Below are 13,905 nucleotides of genomic sequence, written 5' to 3'. Positions count from 1 at the left end.
ATTCTGTACCGGGTCGGGTGATCTGTCCAGGGCTGGCCCGGGATTTCACGTCGCGGTAATGCCGGATGCGCGAAACGCCTTGTTTCCCTGGGGTTACGCGGTCGTCCGCCTTGACACCCGTGGGTACCGCAGGTTCAATATGGCAATTCCGAAACCGCGTTTCCTACAGAGAAACGCTTGCAGGAGGGTGGCTATGACGACCTCCGATTCCCCCGCCGGTGGTAAGACGGCCCTGATATTGGCCGGAACCCTGGCGGGTCCGGTGGCTGCCGGTGGATTGGCGCTGTTGTCCAAACCGTTCGGCGGGATACTCGGTATCCCCGGCGCGGCGGTCGGGTACATCGTGATGACCTGCCTCGTAATAGGTTGTGTCACCGCGCTTCTCACCCTGCGGTGGCCGGTCTCCCGACGGGTCGCGGGCGGCTGCGCCGTGCTGGCGGGTGCGGGTTTCGCGGTGGCGGGCCTGGTCTCCACACTGTGGGTGTTCGTCGCGGCCGTGCTGGTCGCCAGCGCAGCCGCCGGGCCGCTCATCGTGGCGGCGCGCATGGTCGCCTTCGAGAGCCGGGCGACGCTCACCGGATGGCAGGTGGCCACCGCCGTCGGTGCGGCCGGGGCGGGCGGCATGGCCTCGCTGTATGTCGCGGATCCGGGGACCGGCCTCGTCGTCGCTGGGGCGCTGACCGCCGTACTCGGCGCGCTCGTCGTCGCGGTGGAATCGATAGCGCCGCGACGGGATACGCCCGCCGGATACGACGTCGGCCCCGGCGCGCTGCCGCGCGGCCTGCTGATCGGCTATGCCGTGGTCGGCGCGCTGGTCGGCGGCACCATTCTGCCCGCGCTGCATCTACTCCTGTTCCGCTGGAACACCTTCGGAGCCGAACAGACGAATCTCCTGCTGCTGGCGGTGCTCTCGGCGGCGCTCGTGTTGGCGCTGCCCGGTCCGGATACCAGTGCCGTCCCGCCGCTGCTGGTGCTGGGAGCCGGAGGGCCGCTGCTCGTCGCGACCGCACCCGGGGAGTCCACGCTCGCGATCGGTCTGGCCGTCACCTTGATCGCCTGCGCCCGCGCGGCCCGCGGACTGGATTTCGAGCTGGTCCAACTGTCCTACGGCACCGGACGATCCGCCGCGGTGACACCGCGCAGCGCCGCGATCACCGCGCTGGTGGTGGCCGTGGCGGGGGCCGCCGGACTGGGACTCGTGGCCGGAGTCGAACAGTTCTCCGGCACCGGAACCGGTCTGACCCTGCTCTCGGTGCCGACGCTCATCGGCGCGGTGCTGTGCGGGCGCGCCGCGCTCGCGCCGCGATCCGCCGCCGCCCCGCTTCTCCAAGGAGGCATCTCGTGATCCGTTCCGCCGCCGCACGTCTGGCCGCCGCCGTGGCCATCGCCGCGCTACCCATGGTCGCCACGCTGCCCGCCGCGCACGCCGAATCGCAGGCCAGCATCCAGGTCAGTGCCAGCTCCGATCTCACCGAGGGGCAGCGAATCACAGTGGACGGCAGTGGATTTCGGCCCGGCCTGTCGGCCGTCGCGGTGGGCCTGTGCAAGCAGGGGTTCACCAATGGTTTGAAGGACTGCGACCTGGAGGGCGGCGCCACCTTCGTCAATATCTCCGACGACGGCGGTTTCCCGACCGTCACGATCACCGCGCGCCGCAGTTTCAACGCCATCGACTGCACCAAACAGCAGTGCGTGATCGCCGCCGCGCCGCTGCCCGGTACCGAACCCGACGCCGTGATCGCCGCCAATTCCGCCGAGATACCAGTCACTTTCGCCGGTGCGAATCTGCCCGTCGCCACCGCCCCGGCGACCACCGCGGCGGTGCGCTCGGACTCCGATATCGAGGGTCCATCCACTGTCCTCTGGGCGGCGACCGCCGCCCTGCTGAGCATTGTCGCCGTCATCGCCCTCGCCGACCGGCGGCGGCTGTGAAATCCCCTGAGGAGGAAATATGAGAAAGACCGGACTGCGCTTCGGGCTGCTGCTGGCCGCCCTGGTCGGCACGCTCGTCGCCACCGCCCCGACAGCCGTGGCCGCACCCACGCTCACCCTGGACGAAAGTTCCGGTCTCACACCGGGACAGACGGTGACGGTGGCCCTGGAGGGACTGCCGCCGAATCTGCCGACCGTCGCCGTCGGCCAGTGCAAGCCGCAGATCACCCTGCCCACCGACTGCAACCTCGGCGGCTCGATCATGGGCAAGGCCGACGCACAGGGCAAGTGGCAGCCCAACGACGGCAAATACGTGGTGACGCTGGCGGCGTCGATCGGCGGCGTGGACTGTACCTCCGCGCCCGGGGCGTGCACGATCGCCGTCACCAGCCTGACCGACGCGTCGAACATTCTCGCCTCGGTGCCGCTGAGCTTCGGCCCGAAGCAGACGACGACCACCGCCGCCGCACCCGACACCGACACGGTGGCCGAGGAGGACGAGGACAGCGGCACCGCGATCTGGATCGCCGTCGGCGCGGCGGTCGTGATCATCGCGGCGGTGGTCGTGTTGCTGGTGCTCCGGCGGCGCGGCGGAGGCACTCGATGACCGAAGCCCTCACCCATATCGTGCTCATGAAATTCCACGACCGCGCCGATGCCGAGCACGCGGCGAAGCTGCTCGCCGAACTCGACAGCGCGGTCCCGCAGATCCGTTCCATGACGGTCGCGCTGGACGAACTCGCCACCTCGGTCTCCTATGACCTGTACCTGGCGACCACGCACGCGTCGGAGGCGGAACTGCTGGAGTATCAACAACATCCGGCCCACCGTGAGGTCGGGGCCTGGTTGGTGCCGAGGTTGGCCGCGCGGGCGGTGGTGGACTACCGTCGGCCGAGGACGACCACCGAGACACTGCCCGGCAGCGGATAGCTCCCGGGGGAAACGGCAGGGACTATGCGGGACTTCACGGTTCACCACGACGGCGTCACCCTGGCGGTGTCTCGCGGTGGCCGGGGGCGACCGCTGGTCCTGTGTCCGGGGCTGCTCTCGACCCAGGCCGACCAGCGTGAGCTGGTCGACCTGCTGCGCGCCGACCACGACGTGATCACCTTCGATCTGCGTGGCCACGGCCGCAGCTCGACCGCCGACCGGTACGACTTCGCGGCATTCCTCAGCGATCTGACCGCCGTCATGGCGGAGGTGGGTCGGCTGGACCTGCCGTCGCCGCCGGTGCTGGCGGGCTACTCGCTGGGTGCGGACCTGGCCGTGTACTACGCCAGCGAGCACCCGGACACCGTCTCCGGGCTCGTCCTCGTCGATGGCGCGAATCCCCTGCCCGAACCGTTCATCACCGACGCCGACGCGGCGCAGTTTCAGGCCATGCGCGAGGACCCGGAGATGTGGGAGGAGTTCGAGCGCGCCAAGGGGACCGCGCATCAGATGCTGCTCGGCGTGGCGGATCTGATCGCACTGGATCGCGAGATCGATGTGGTGCGGGCGGCCATTCTGGAACGGTTCCGGGAGCTCGACCTACCGATCACCATGATCATGTCGCTGGCCATCGCGGGCGACAGCGACGAGGGGCGCGTACCCCGGCACAACGCGAACTGGCGCGCGGGTATCGAACGGCTCGTGCGCGCGAAACCCGAGATCGCCGCCTCCTGGCTCGACGGCCCGCATCCGCTGGTGTTCACGCACGCCCGCGAGATCGCCGAGGCGATCCGGAAGTTTCAGCGCGCACCGGAATTCGGGTAGGCGCGCGCGGGCATCCCGGCGCCGCCCTTGCGGAATGCGGCGGGGGCGTGAATGACGGTGGACTGCACGTACTCCCGCAAGCCCTCGTCGGCGTACTCACGGCCGAAACCACTGTTCTTGGTACCGCCGAACGGGGCGCGCAGCGACATCCCGGTGCGGTTGTGGGTATTGATGAAGGTGAATCCGGCTTCCAGCCGGGCCGCGAACGCGAGGGCGCGGTCCTCGTCGGCGGACCATACCGAAGCGGCCAGACCGAGATCGGAGTCGTTGGCGCGCGCGATCGCCTCGCTTTCGGCCTCGTAGGTGAGGACGGGGACCAGCGGACCGAACTGCTCCTGGCGCACCAGATCCGATTCGTCGGGGAGGTCCAGCGCCAGCGAGGGGGCCACGTAATAGCCGTCGTTGTCGGGGATATCGGCGAGCGGGATCATCCAGCCGCCCCGGTTCCACGCATCGGCGATGAGGTCGTTCATGCGCGCCACCGCGGCCGCGTTGACCACCGGGCCCATGGTGACCTGTTCGTCCAGAGGGTCGCCGACGCGCAGAATGCGGTGTGCGGCACCGAGATACGACTCCAGGAATTCGTCGAAGCGCCGCTTGGGCACATAGAGGCGCTTGGCGGCCATACAGACCTGGCCCGCGGTGGCGAACGAGGCCAGCACCAGCCGGTCGTAATCGTCGGCGGTGAGCGCGAAGTCGTCGAGGAAGATCGCCGGATCATTGCCGCCCAATTCCAGGACCACCGGCTTGAGGGCGTGTCCGGCGGCCGCCGCGATGGCCCGGCCCGCCTGCTCGCCGCCGGTGAAGGCGGCCTTGCGGACGAGCCGATGGGTGACCAGCGCCCGCACGGTCTCCGGGCCGCCGTGGATCACGTGGGTGCCCGGCAGCAGCGCCGCCACCTCGGCCACCGTCAAGGGTGCGAGCGGAGAAGGCTTGAGCACCACGGTATTTCCGGCGGCCAGCGCCGGACCGAGCTTGAGCACGGCGAGAATGATCGGCGCGTTCCACGGGGTGATGGCGGCGACCACGCCGAAAGGCTCCGGCGTGCACACGGTTCGGCCCTGCGCGTCGTCGGTGACCGACGGCACCAGCACGCGCGGCGCGTTCTCGCGCACCCAGCGCAGATAGGTGGCGGCGAAACCGATCTCACCGCGACAGTCGGCCACCGGCTTACCGGTCTCGCGCGCCAACAGCACGGCGAGGTCGTCGGCCTTGGCCGCCAACGCGTCCGCGGCGGCGGCCAAGGCGTCGAGCCGCCGCGGCAGGGGTTGGGTCGACCAGTCGCGGTAATCGCGGTGTGCCGCTTGGACGACGGCGTCGACCTCGGTCGGCTCGGTGACCGGTACCGAGCCGACGATCTCCGTGGGGTGGGCCGGATTCTCTCGGGTGATCATCGCTGCGGCTCCAGGGAATCGAGTAGGCAGGCGCGGCGCAGATAGGTGCGGGCGGCGACCGGGTCGGCGGCCAATTCCTCGACATGCGAGCGGAATCCGTCGTCCTGGCCGCGCAGGCGCTGCCAATTGGCGTGACTGGCGCGCTGGACGTGTTCGACGGCCACGGTGCGCCGCCATCGCGCCGCGGTGTCGAGCCCGAACTCCGAACCGCCCGCCAGCACGTCGGCGAGCGCGCCACCGAGTTGGACGGCATCGTGGATACCGCTGTTCATACCCATGCCGCCGAGCGGATTGTTCACGTGCGCGGCGTCGCCGAGCAGCAGCACCCGGCCGCGCCGGAAGGATTCGGTCACCCGCTGGTGGACGCGGTAGAGCGAGGCGTGCAACAGCCGCCACGGTCGCCCCAGCTCGGCCACGGCGGTCAAACGCTGTGGCAGACGGGACAATTCGAGATCGTCCGGGGTGTCGGCGGGCGTGGGGAGCAGCACCCGCCAGTGCTGCGGCGTGCGCAGCAGCACCAGCCATTCCTCGGGATCGAAGACATAGTTGATCGGCGCGATCCCGGGCAGCGCCGCCTCGAGATCCTCGTCGACCGAGGCCACCAGGAAGCGTTCCGGATAGGTGCTGCCCTCGAATCCCGCGCCGAGACCGCGTCGCACCGCCGAATGCGCGCCGTCCGCGCCGATCACCCAGTCCGCGCGCACCGGGCCGCGCGAGGTGTGCAGGATGACGCCGTCGTCACCGCCGGACAGGCCGAGCACTTCGTGCCCGAAACGCACCCGCGCGTGTGCGGGCAAGGCGTCGAGCAGGATCGGGGTGAGCCTGCTCTGCTCGCACTGCACCCGGAAGGGATAGGCGGTGTCCTCGGCGAGCACACCGAGATCCAGGGTGGCGATCGCGCCGCCGCCGCGCTCGCGGTACTGGAAGGTGGAGGCGATGATCCCCTGTGCCAGCAGCGGTTTCAGTACGCCGAGCCCGTCGAGCATCTCGAGGGTGGGCGGATGGAAGGTGGAGGCCCGCGATTCGGTGGCGAGTGCGCCGCCCTGTTCCAGGACGGTGACCGGAATACCGCGACGGGCGAGGGTGAGCGCGGCGGTGAGCCCCACCGGTCCCGCGCCCACCACGACGACGCCGCTCATGAGGTGTGCAGGGCGAAGCGGCCCTCGACACCCACGACCCGCGCTCCGGTGAAGAAGCGCAGGGTCTCCGCGGTGCCCTCCTCGCCGAGTCCGGACCACCCCCACGCCGGGCGCGGGGTCATCAGGTGCAGGCTCATGATCGAGGACCCGTTCACCTTGACCTCACCGGCCCGGATCTGTTGCGCCACGGTCAAAGCCAGCTGCTCGTCGGTACCGCACACATAGCCTTCGAGGCCGTAGGGCACCGCGTTCGCCAGCCGGACCGCCTCTTCGACGGAGTCGTAGGTGACGGTTCCGGCGACCGGGCCGAACACCTCGTCGGCCAGGTCCTCACCGAGAAGCGTTGGCGCGACATAGTTTCCGACATCGGGCGTTTTGCCGTACGAACGGAATTCGCGCCCCGCCAGCGCATCGCGCACGGTACGGGCGTGCCGCGAGTGCACCAGCGGACCGAACTCGGTCCCCGGATCGAGCGGAGGCCCGAATCGCAAGGCGTCCAAGCGTTCACCGATCGCCTCGAGCAGTTCCGCGGAGCGATCGGCGGGCACGATCAACCGGCCCAGTGCGCGGCACCATTGGCCATTGAGGGTGGTCAGCAGTTCGGCGGCCATGCGCGCGGCGGTATCGAGATCCGCGTCGGGCAGCACCACGAGTGGGTTGTTACCGCCCAATTCGAGTTGGCACGGGCGCAGCAGTGGGGCCGACGCGGTGGCGACCGAACGTCCGCCCGCCAGGCCGCCGGTGAACGACACCGCCTTGATGCGCGGGTCGGCCACCAACTGCGCACCGGTGGCGACGCCGCCGTGCACGAGCTGGAACATGCCCGGCGGGACGTGCTCGGCAATGTCCTCGGCGAGCAGGACGACGCTGTAGGGCGTCAGCTCACTGACTTTCAGAATGACCGGGCAGCCCGCGGCGAGCGCGTTGGCGACCTTGTGCGCGGCCATGGGCGCGGGCGCGTTCCAAGGCACCAGGCACAGCGCCGGACCCAGCGGCAGGCGATGCACCCGCACGCCGTCGCGGTCCTCGCGCAGCAGGCCCCCGCGCACTTGATCGGCGGCGAGTCGGAACGATCCGGCGACGATCGCGCCGAGCGGCGTGACCTGGCCGATCGGCACGCCCGTTGCGAACGCGTCGAGTTCGGCGATGCGCGCCAGCCGGGGCTCGAGGGCATCCGCTATGGCGTCCAGCATTTCCGGTGTGCTGGCCCCGGACGCGCGCTCCGCCACGGCGAGGGCGAGTTCGACGCGTTCGGGGGCGGTGGCCACGGCGCGCGCCACCTCGGCTCCGGTCGCCGGATCCTCCAGCGCCACACCGAGATCCACCGATGGCGTACCCCAGTCACCGTCGACCAGGTCGACGATCGCGGGCAGTTCGGCCGTCATCGCGCGGCCCCTTCCGGTGCGGCGGTGTTCGGGGCCGAATCCGGTGCGGTGGTGAACAATTCATTGGCCTTGGCGTCGGTCACGATCCGCGCCACCTCCAACATGCCCCGCTCGGCGGGGAAGGTCATGACCAGACCCATGGCCAGATCGCGCAGCGCCCGGCCCGCCACGCCGCTCATGGACGCCGCGGAGGTGCCGCCCGCCTTGAGTCCGCCCAAGGCCACCTGGAAGCACGCCTCGGTGACCGCGCCCTTGCCGAGCCGCCACTGGGTGAACACCTCCTGCTTCGGTTTGATCGGCGGTTCGACCGTCTCGATGGCGAGCTGGTAGCGCAGCCACAGGTAGGCGGTGCGCAACTGCCGGGTCATCTCGCCGATCAGCACCTGGTGCACGGGGGAGGAGGCGATGGGCTCGCCGGTGTCGGCGAAGGTCTTGCGCGTGGTGGTCGCCAGCGTCTCGTCGTAGACGTGCTGCGCGCACCCGGTGTACACCGCCGCGATGGCGAGCTGGTTGCCGACGAAACTGCCTCTGCTCATGGTGAGCATCTTGGTGAACGCGCCTGGGACCGCCAAGGCCTCGTCGGCCGGAATGAACACGTCGTCGAGGCGAATGCCATTGTTGGCGGTGGCGCGCATGCCCAGGCCGTCCCACGGCGCGCGCACACTGACACCCGGTGCGTCGCGCGGGACGAAGAAGGTCGCCAAACCCTCGGCGGTGTCGTAGCCCTCCAGTTTGGCGGAGGTGAGGTAGTAGTCGGCGACCCCGGTCGCGCAGCCGAAGGACTTCTCGCCCTTCAGAATCCAGCCGCCGTCGACCTTGCGGGCGGTGGTGGCGATGGTGATGTTCGCGGCGGCGGTCTTCACCGACTCGGAGGCGAAATTGGCCAGCCACACCCCGTCGGCCATGCGGGTGAGCACCTTCTCCGCGAAGGCGCGCACCTCGGGGATCTCCTCCTCGGCGAACAGGCCCGCGTCGATGGCCTCCAGCGGCAACAGTCCGCGCGAGGCGCTGGTGTTGTGGAAGAAGAACGCCAAAGCCGTTGAGGGGCAGGCGGTTCCCATGGCGAAGGTGGCGGCGGCGAGATCGCGCAGGGTACCGCCCAGGCCGCCGAACTTCTCCGGCACCACCAGGCCCAGCAGTCCGGCCTCGCGCAACAGCGCGATGTGCGAGGCCGGGAAGGTGGCCGTCTGGTCGGCCGCCTCGGCGGCGGCGCGCAGGGTCGGCAGGACCGATTCGACCCGTCGCGCGCGGTCGCGTTCGGCCTCGGTCATATCTTCGACGAGCCGTTCGCCGGTCAATTGATCGCCGTTCATCGGGCAATCCCCTCGTAGTAGGTGCGGTCGTGATAGATGAGCGGGGGTGCGGGCCGCGGCGCGGCGGCGTCCTGGACCAGGCCGAGCACGATGGTGTGGTCACCGGCCGGGTGGCAGGCGGCCACCACGCAGTCCAGCCAGGCCACCGCGTCGGTGAGCACGGCCGCGCCGCTGGCCGAGCGCCGCCACTCACCCACCCCGAAGCGGTCGCCGACCTCGCTGCTCGAGGTGGCGAAGCGGCGGCTGATGTCCTCGTGGTCGTGGCCGAGCACATTGATGGCGAAAACGCCGCTGTGCCTGATCAATCGGCAGGTCGTGCTGGCCGAAGCCAGACATATGGAGACGAGTGGCGGATCGAGGGCCACACTGGTGAACGAGCTCGCGGTCATACCGTGTCGCTCACCGTCGGCGCGGGTCGTGGTCACCACGACCACGCCGGTCGCCCATTGCGCCAATACCGCACGGAGATTTGTCGGATCCACCGTGGCCTCCGTTTCGATAGCGGAAACGCTGTTACGCACACGGTAACGCTACGGGTAGCGCTGTGCAAGCCGTGGACCGGGAGATTGTTGGCGTAACCGGGAATTCGGCGAGCCGTTTCCCATTGGGAAATCATGTGGCCTAAGCTGTATCCCGTGCCGGACACCGAAGCCGAGAGTCAGAGCCGCTCCATCGCCGCCGTCGAACGCGCCATGGACGTATTGTTGCTGTTCGGCCGTACCGGCCGTCCCGATCTCGGGGTCACCGAGATCGCCAATGAACTGGGCCTCACCAAGGCCGCCGTGCATCGCATTCTCACCGCGCTGCGCAATCGGGAACTGATCACCCTGGAGCCGACCACGCGCCGCTACGCGCTCGGTCACGCCGCCATCGCCCTGGGGCGGGCCTATCTGGCGCGCACCGATCTGCGGGTGATGGCCGGACCGGAGCTGCGGCGGCTGGCGGTGGCCACCGGTGACACCGCGACCCTGTCGATCCGCCGCGGCGATACCCGCATGTACGTGGATCAGATTGTGCCGGACCAGGAATTGCGGATGGAGGTCGCGCTCGGGGTGCCCTACCCGCTGCACGCGGGCAGCTCCTCCAAGGTGATCCTGGCCTTCCTGCGCACGGAGGAGATCGACGAGTACCTCGACCGGCACGAGCTGACGCCGTTCACCGACGCCACCATCACCACGCCGCGCAAACTGCGCACCGAACTCACCGAGATCCGCAAGCGCGGATACGCGGTGTCGTTGGGGGAGCGCCAGATCGGCGCGGCGTCGATCGCCGCGCCGGTGCTGGACCACGATGGCGGCGTGGTCGCCGCCATCAGCGTGTGCGGCCCGCTGTCGCGCTTCGAGCCGAGGATGAAGGAGTGCCTGCCGCTGCTGCAGAAGGCGGCGGGGGCGGTCTCGGCGCAATTGGGTTACGCGGGCTAGCGTCACAGGTTCGCGGCGGGTTTGAGCACCCCCAGCAACGCCGCCACCAGCACGCTGCCCCAGATCGCCCAGACATAGGGCAGACAGCCGTCGACGCTGCGGCGCAGCGTGGTGTTCACCTCGTCGGTCGGCCCCGTCGACATCAGTGTCGCGAAGGCGGGGCCGAAGGGGCGCAAGGTCATTCGAATGCCGAGCCCGGCCGCGATGGCGGTGGCGTAGAGCAGGATCTTGCCGCCCAGCCACTTCGGATTCGTGGTGACGCCGAACGGCTCCGCCGCGACGAAGGTGTAGACCCCCGACACCACCATGGCGGCGATGACCGCGAAGCGGATGGCGAGGTCGGCGCGCTTCACACTGGCGATACTCCCGTGCGTGCGATGCGCGATCACGGTGAGCGCCAACCAGATCGCCGCGAAGATCCAGACCCCGACCACCGACCACCATGGGAACAGCGCGATCCCGAACAGTGACGCGCCGTGCGGTTCCAGGGCCATCAGCGTGATGCCGCTGGGCAGGAACAACACCAGGCAGATCTTCGGCCCCAGGTCCAGGCCGCTCATGATGGCCAGCGCCGTCGCCCGCGCGGGTGGTGTGAGATTCGGGTTGATCACGAACCGGCTGGAGTAGAAGACGCCGAGGTCGCCACCCAGCCAGAACACGAACAACACCAGGTGCAGCAGAATCCACCAACCATTGGGGTGTGCGCCCATCCATCTCTCCCTGTTCTCTTCTGCGAAACGCTGTTTCGTTGTAGGCTCCGCCGATAGTTTCACATCGAAACGGTGTTTCCACAATCGAAACGGGGTCTCATGCGCAGCTTGTTGGCGGCCACCCTGTCCCTGCTCCTACTCACCGCGGTGCCCTCCGCCACCGCCGATGACGGTGTGCGCCAAGAGGAAACGCGCGTCGCCTCGGACGCGGCCACCGTCTGGTATCCCGAACACTCCGACCACCGGATGCCGGTGGCACTGCTGCTGCCCGGCGCGAATGTGCGCCGCGGCCACTACGCCCGCTTCGCCGCCGAGGTCGCGTCCTACGGCTTCGTCGTGGTGGTGCCCGAGCGCTATCCGATTCCCTTCTACAGCCTGCCCAGCGAATTCTCGCTCACCGAGGTGATGGAGTGGGCGCGCCAACGCGCGGCCGATCCGACCTCCGAGGTGGGGCGACTGGTCGACACGAACACGCTCGTGGTGGCCGGGCACTCCTACGGCGGGGCGGCGGCGCTGTACGCCGCGGCCGACCGGTGCCAGGTGCCGTTCTGTTTCGGCCTGAGCTACCGGCATCCGCCGGAGCTGAAGGCGATCGTCGGTCACGGCACCAACACCACCGTCGGCGGCACGGTGGATCCTGTTGACGTCCAAGGGATTCCGGTGATGTACATCAACGGCACCGAGGACGGGGTCAGCGAACCGGCCGAGGCGCACGAGAGCTTCCGGACCATGGCGGGCCTGCCGACGGGAGTCTTCGTGAATCTGGTGGGCGCGAACCACTTCGGGCTCGCCGATATCGACAACCCGCCGGGGGCCGCGCCCGACAGCCGGGTCGGGACCGCGCCGCGCGAGGAGACCATCACGACCGCCGCCCGGTGGACGGCCATGTGGTTCCTCGCGCAGCTCGGCGATGCCTCGGCACGGGATTTCGTCTACGACAGCGGGCCGCGTGCCGCGGCGGGTGTCGAGGTCGAAATCCGCTGAGCCACCCCGCTACCGGTCCTCGATCACGCGCAGCGCCGCGTCGAGATCGAGGACATCGGCGTATTTGGCATTGAGGTCGTAGAGATTCGCCTCGTGCAGCCGGGGGTCGCGGTCCCCGCAGGCGTCGGCGACCACCAGCGGACGAAAGCCGTGCTGGAGCGCGTCGGTAGCGGTGGCGCGCACACAGCCGCTGGTGGTCAGGCCGACGATGAGCAGGGTGTCGATGCCCTCGGCGGTGAGATTCGCGGCCAGCGCCGTGCCGTGGAAGGCGCTGGGATACTGCTTGGTCACCACGGTCTCACCCGGCAACGGTGCGGGGTCGTCGAGGAATTCGCCGAGGGGGTTGCCCTCTTCGAAGACCGACAGGGTGGGCACCTTGCGCCGGAACAGGCCGCCGTCGGTGCTGCCGGGCCGGTAGGAGACGCGGGTGAACAGTACCGGAACCTTGCTTGTCCGTGCGCTTTTCACCATGGTCGCCGCCGCGCGCACCGCCTCTTCGACGGGTGCGCGCAACGGGGAGCCGTCGGTGACATACGCCGCGCAGATATCGATGACCAGCACGGCTGGCCGGGTACCCGCGCCCAGCGGCGTGTTGTAACCGGCCGCGCGGGCGTCCTCGACGAGATCCTTCACGTGCCGTCCCCTTCAGATGACGCCAGTCTGGGCGAGTTTCGCGATCTGGTCGGCGTCCAAGCCGAGCACCTGGCCGTAGACCTCGGCATTGTGCTCGCCCAGGTCCGGCCCGGCATGCCGGACGGAACCGGGGGTGGCGCTGAGCTTGGGCACCACGTTCTGCATGGGAAGCTCGCCCAGTTCCGGGTGGGTGACACGGACGATGGCCTGTCGGGCCGCGAAATGCGGGTCGTTGAACATATCCCGCGCGGTGTAGATGCGGCCCGCGGGCACTCCGGCCTTGTGCAGGGTTTCGAGGAGTTCCTCGGCGTCGGCGTCGGCGGTCCACGCGGCGATGAGCTCGTCGAGTTCGTCCATGCGCGCGCCACGGGCGGTGTGGGTGGAATACCGCTCGTCGGAGGCCAATTCGGGCCTGCCCATGAGTTCGGTGAGCCGGGTGAACACGGTGTCCTGGTTGGCCGCGATGAGGACCATCTCACCGCCCGCGGTGGGGTAGACATTGCTGGGGGCGACATTCGGCAGGACCGAGCCGGTGCGCTCGCGCTGGTAGCCGGTGACCGCGTACTCGGGCAGCAGCGATTCCATCATGGCCAGGACCGCTTCGTAGATGGCCGAGTCGACCAGCTGTCCCTGCCCGGTGCGCTCCTTGTGGTGCACGGCCGCGAGGGTGCCGATGGTGGCGAAGACCGCGGCGAGGGAGTCGCCGAGTGAGATGCCGGTGCGCGCCGGTGCGTGGTCGGGATCGCCGGTGGTGTAGCGGATTCCGCCCATGGCCTCGCCGATGGAGCCGTACCCGGCGCGCGGCGCGTACGGGCCGGTTTGGCCATAACCGGTGACGCGCACCATGATCAGGCCCGGATTGATCTCGCGCAGCTGTTCGTAGCCCAGGCCCCAACGCTCCATGGTGCCGGGGCGGAAGTTCTCGATCACGATATCGGCGGTCGCGATGAGTTCCCGGGCCAGGCGCTGGCCTTCGGGATTGCGCAGATCGCAGGTGACCGACTTCTTGTTGCGGGCCACGACCGGCCACCACAGCGATTTGCCCTGGGACTGCTCGCGGCCCCACTGGCGCATGGGATCGCCGACGCCGGGCGCCTCGAGTTTGATGACCTCGGCCCCGAAATCGCCCAGCAGCTGTCCGCAGAACGGCCCGGCCAACAGCTGGCCCATTTCGATCACGCGCAGATCGGCCAGGGGCCCGGCGGTCGTTTCGGCTGTCATTCGGCCTCTCCATTCCTG

The 13,905-nt window shown here is 69.3% G+C and carries 15 protein-coding genes; 7 read left to right on the top strand and 8 right to left on the bottom strand.

Annotation, left to right across the window (positions count from 1 at the left end; translation table 11 throughout):
* The first annotated feature begins 193 nt into the window (after positions 1 to 193).
* Genes ACIBH2_RS04060 through ACIBH2_RS04040 form a run of 5 tightly spaced genes read left to right on the top strand, consistent with a single transcriptional unit; the run spans position 194 to position 3,687 of the window.
* A complete protein-coding gene (locus ACIBH2_RS04060) occupies positions 194 to 1,345 on the top strand; it encodes a hypothetical protein (protein WP_397113214.1) in 1,152 nt (383 codons plus the stop codon).
* The gene (locus ACIBH2_RS04055) at positions 1,342 to 1,932 is read left to right on the top strand and encodes a neocarzinostatin apoprotein domain-containing protein (protein WP_397113212.1); all 591 of its coding nucleotides are present in this window, start codon (positions 1,342 to 1,344) and stop codon (positions 1,930 to 1,932) included. The genes ACIBH2_RS04060 and ACIBH2_RS04055 overlap by 4 nt, the downstream gene beginning before the upstream one ends.
* Positions 1,933 to 1,951: 19 nt before the next feature.
* Positions 1,952 to 2,539 carry a neocarzinostatin apoprotein domain-containing protein gene (locus ACIBH2_RS04050; protein WP_397113207.1) on the top strand — a complete coding sequence of 196 codons (588 nt, stop codon included), beginning with the start codon at positions 1,952 to 1,954 and terminating at the stop codon, positions 2,537 to 2,539.
* Positions 2,536 to 2,862, top strand: coding sequence for a Dabb family protein (locus ACIBH2_RS04045; RefSeq protein WP_397113205.1), 327 nt, complete (start codon positions 2,536 to 2,538; stop codon positions 2,860 to 2,862). Before ACIBH2_RS04050 ends, ACIBH2_RS04045 begins: the two co-directional genes overlap by 4 nt.
* Positions 2,863 to 2,886: 24 nt before the next feature.
* Positions 2,887 to 3,687, top strand: a complete 801-nt coding sequence (locus tag ACIBH2_RS04040) for an alpha/beta fold hydrolase (RefSeq protein WP_397113203.1) — start codon at positions 2,887 to 2,889, stop codon at positions 3,685 to 3,687.
* On the opposite strand, the gene ACIBH2_RS04035 is transcribed toward ACIBH2_RS04040, so the two are convergent.
* From ACIBH2_RS04035 to ACIBH2_RS04015, 5 genes are read right to left on the bottom strand one after another with little or no spacing between them, the layout of a single operon-like run.
* The gene (locus ACIBH2_RS04035; protein WP_397113201.1) at positions 3,663 to 5,081 is read right to left on the bottom strand and encodes an aldehyde dehydrogenase family protein; all 1,419 of its coding nucleotides are present in this window, start codon (positions 5,079 to 5,081) and stop codon (positions 3,663 to 3,665) included. The genes ACIBH2_RS04040 and ACIBH2_RS04035 overlap by 25 nt on opposite strands.
* Positions 5,078 to 6,220, bottom strand: coding sequence for an FAD-dependent oxidoreductase (locus ACIBH2_RS04030; protein WP_397113199.1), 1,143 nt, complete (start codon positions 6,218 to 6,220; stop codon positions 5,078 to 5,080). Before ACIBH2_RS04030 ends, ACIBH2_RS04035 begins: the two co-directional genes overlap by 4 nt.
* Positions 6,217 to 7,605 carry an aldehyde dehydrogenase family protein gene (locus tag ACIBH2_RS04025; protein ID WP_397113197.1) on the bottom strand — a complete coding sequence of 463 codons (1,389 nt, stop codon included), beginning with the start codon at positions 7,603 to 7,605 and terminating at the stop codon, positions 6,217 to 6,219. The genes ACIBH2_RS04030 and ACIBH2_RS04025 overlap by 4 nt, the downstream gene beginning before the upstream one ends.
* Entirely contained in the window at positions 7,602 to 8,918 is a 1,317-nt protein-coding gene (locus tag ACIBH2_RS04020) for an acyl-CoA dehydrogenase family protein (RefSeq protein ID WP_397113195.1), read from the bottom strand. The genes ACIBH2_RS04025 and ACIBH2_RS04020 overlap by 4 nt, the downstream gene beginning before the upstream one ends.
* The gene (locus ACIBH2_RS04015) at positions 8,915 to 9,439 is read right to left on the bottom strand and encodes a flavin reductase family protein (protein WP_397113193.1); all 525 of its coding nucleotides are present in this window, start codon (positions 9,437 to 9,439) and stop codon (positions 8,915 to 8,917) included. The genes ACIBH2_RS04020 and ACIBH2_RS04015 overlap by 4 nt, the downstream gene beginning before the upstream one ends.
* Positions 9,440 to 9,553: 114 nt before the next feature.
* Here ACIBH2_RS04015 and ACIBH2_RS04010 point away from each other — a divergent pair, with 114 nt between their 5' ends.
* On the top strand, positions 9,554 to 10,339 hold the full coding sequence (locus ACIBH2_RS04010) for an IclR family transcriptional regulator (RefSeq protein WP_397113191.1): 786 nt from the start codon (positions 9,554 to 9,556) through the stop codon (positions 10,337 to 10,339).
* Between the two features lie 2 nt (positions 10,340 to 10,341).
* Here ACIBH2_RS04010 and ACIBH2_RS04005 read toward each other — a convergent pair whose 3' ends face one another.
* Positions 10,342 to 11,049 (bottom strand): hypothetical protein, encoded by a 708-nt coding sequence (locus ACIBH2_RS04005; RefSeq protein ID WP_397113189.1) that lies wholly within the window; start codon positions 11,047 to 11,049, stop codon positions 10,342 to 10,344.
* A gap of 99 nt (positions 11,050 to 11,148) precedes the next feature.
* Here ACIBH2_RS04005 and ACIBH2_RS04000 point away from each other — a divergent pair, with 99 nt between their 5' ends.
* Positions 11,149 to 12,033, top strand: a complete 885-nt coding sequence (locus tag ACIBH2_RS04000) for a hypothetical protein (RefSeq protein WP_397113187.1) — start codon at positions 11,149 to 11,151, stop codon at positions 12,031 to 12,033.
* A gap of 9 nt (positions 12,034 to 12,042) precedes the next feature.
* Here ACIBH2_RS04000 and ACIBH2_RS03995 read toward each other — a convergent pair whose 3' ends face one another.
* Together ACIBH2_RS03995 and ACIBH2_RS03990 are read right to left on the bottom strand one after the other, a co-directional pair.
* Positions 12,043 to 12,666: an isochorismatase family protein gene (locus ACIBH2_RS03995; RefSeq protein WP_397113185.1), complete on the bottom strand. Its 624-nt coding sequence runs from the start codon at positions 12,664 to 12,666 to the stop codon at positions 12,043 to 12,045.
* Between the two features lie 12 nt (positions 12,667 to 12,678).
* A complete protein-coding gene (locus ACIBH2_RS03990; RefSeq protein WP_397113183.1) occupies positions 12,679 to 13,887 on the bottom strand; it encodes a CaiB/BaiF CoA transferase family protein in 1,209 nt (402 codons plus the stop codon).
* Positions 13,888 to 13,905: the final 18 nt, after the last annotated feature.

Origin of the sequence: Nocardia sp. NPDC050406, from assembly GCF_044459025.1 — a bacterium.
GTDB lineage: Bacteria > Actinomycetota > Actinomycetes > Mycobacteriales > Mycobacteriaceae > Nocardia.
This window is presented reverse-complemented; position numbering and strand designations above follow the sequence as displayed.

Bases quoted from the DNA above. Each gene is read 5' to 3' on its own strand.
- ACIBH2_RS04000 (WP_397113187.1), top strand. From the start codon at position 11,149: ATGCGCAGCTTGTTGGCGGCCACCCTGTCCCTGCTCCTACTCACCGCG.
- ACIBH2_RS04025 (WP_397113197.1), bottom strand. From the start codon at position 7,605: ATGACGGCCGAACTGCCCGCGATCGTCGACCTGGTCGACGGTGACTGG.
- ACIBH2_RS04040 (WP_397113203.1), top strand. From the start codon at position 2,887: ATGCGGGACTTCACGGTTCACCACGACGGCGTCACCCTGGCGGTGTCT.
- ACIBH2_RS04005 (WP_397113189.1), bottom strand. From the start codon at position 11,049: ATGGGCGCACACCCCAATGGTTGGTGGATTCTGCTGCACCTGGTGTTG.
- ACIBH2_RS04060 (WP_397113214.1), top strand. From the start codon at position 194: ATGACGACCTCCGATTCCCCCGCCGGTGGTAAGACGGCCCTGATATTG.
- ACIBH2_RS03990 (WP_397113183.1), bottom strand. From the start codon at position 13,887: ATGACAGCCGAAACGACCGCCGGGCCCCTGGCCGATCTGCGCGTGATC.
- ACIBH2_RS04020 (WP_397113195.1), bottom strand. From the start codon at position 8,918: ATGAACGGCGATCAATTGACCGGCGAACGGCTCGTCGAAGATATGACC.
- ACIBH2_RS04030 (WP_397113199.1), bottom strand. From the start codon at position 6,220: ATGAGCGGCGTCGTCGTGGTGGGCGCGGGACCGGTGGGGCTCACCGCC.
- ACIBH2_RS04045 (WP_397113205.1), top strand. From the start codon at position 2,536: ATGACCGAAGCCCTCACCCATATCGTGCTCATGAAATTCCACGACCGC.
- ACIBH2_RS04050 (WP_397113207.1), top strand. From the start codon at position 1,952: ATGAGAAAGACCGGACTGCGCTTCGGGCTGCTGCTGGCCGCCCTGGTC.
- ACIBH2_RS04035 (WP_397113201.1), bottom strand. From the start codon at position 5,081: ATGATCACCCGAGAGAATCCGGCCCACCCCACGGAGATCGTCGGCTCG.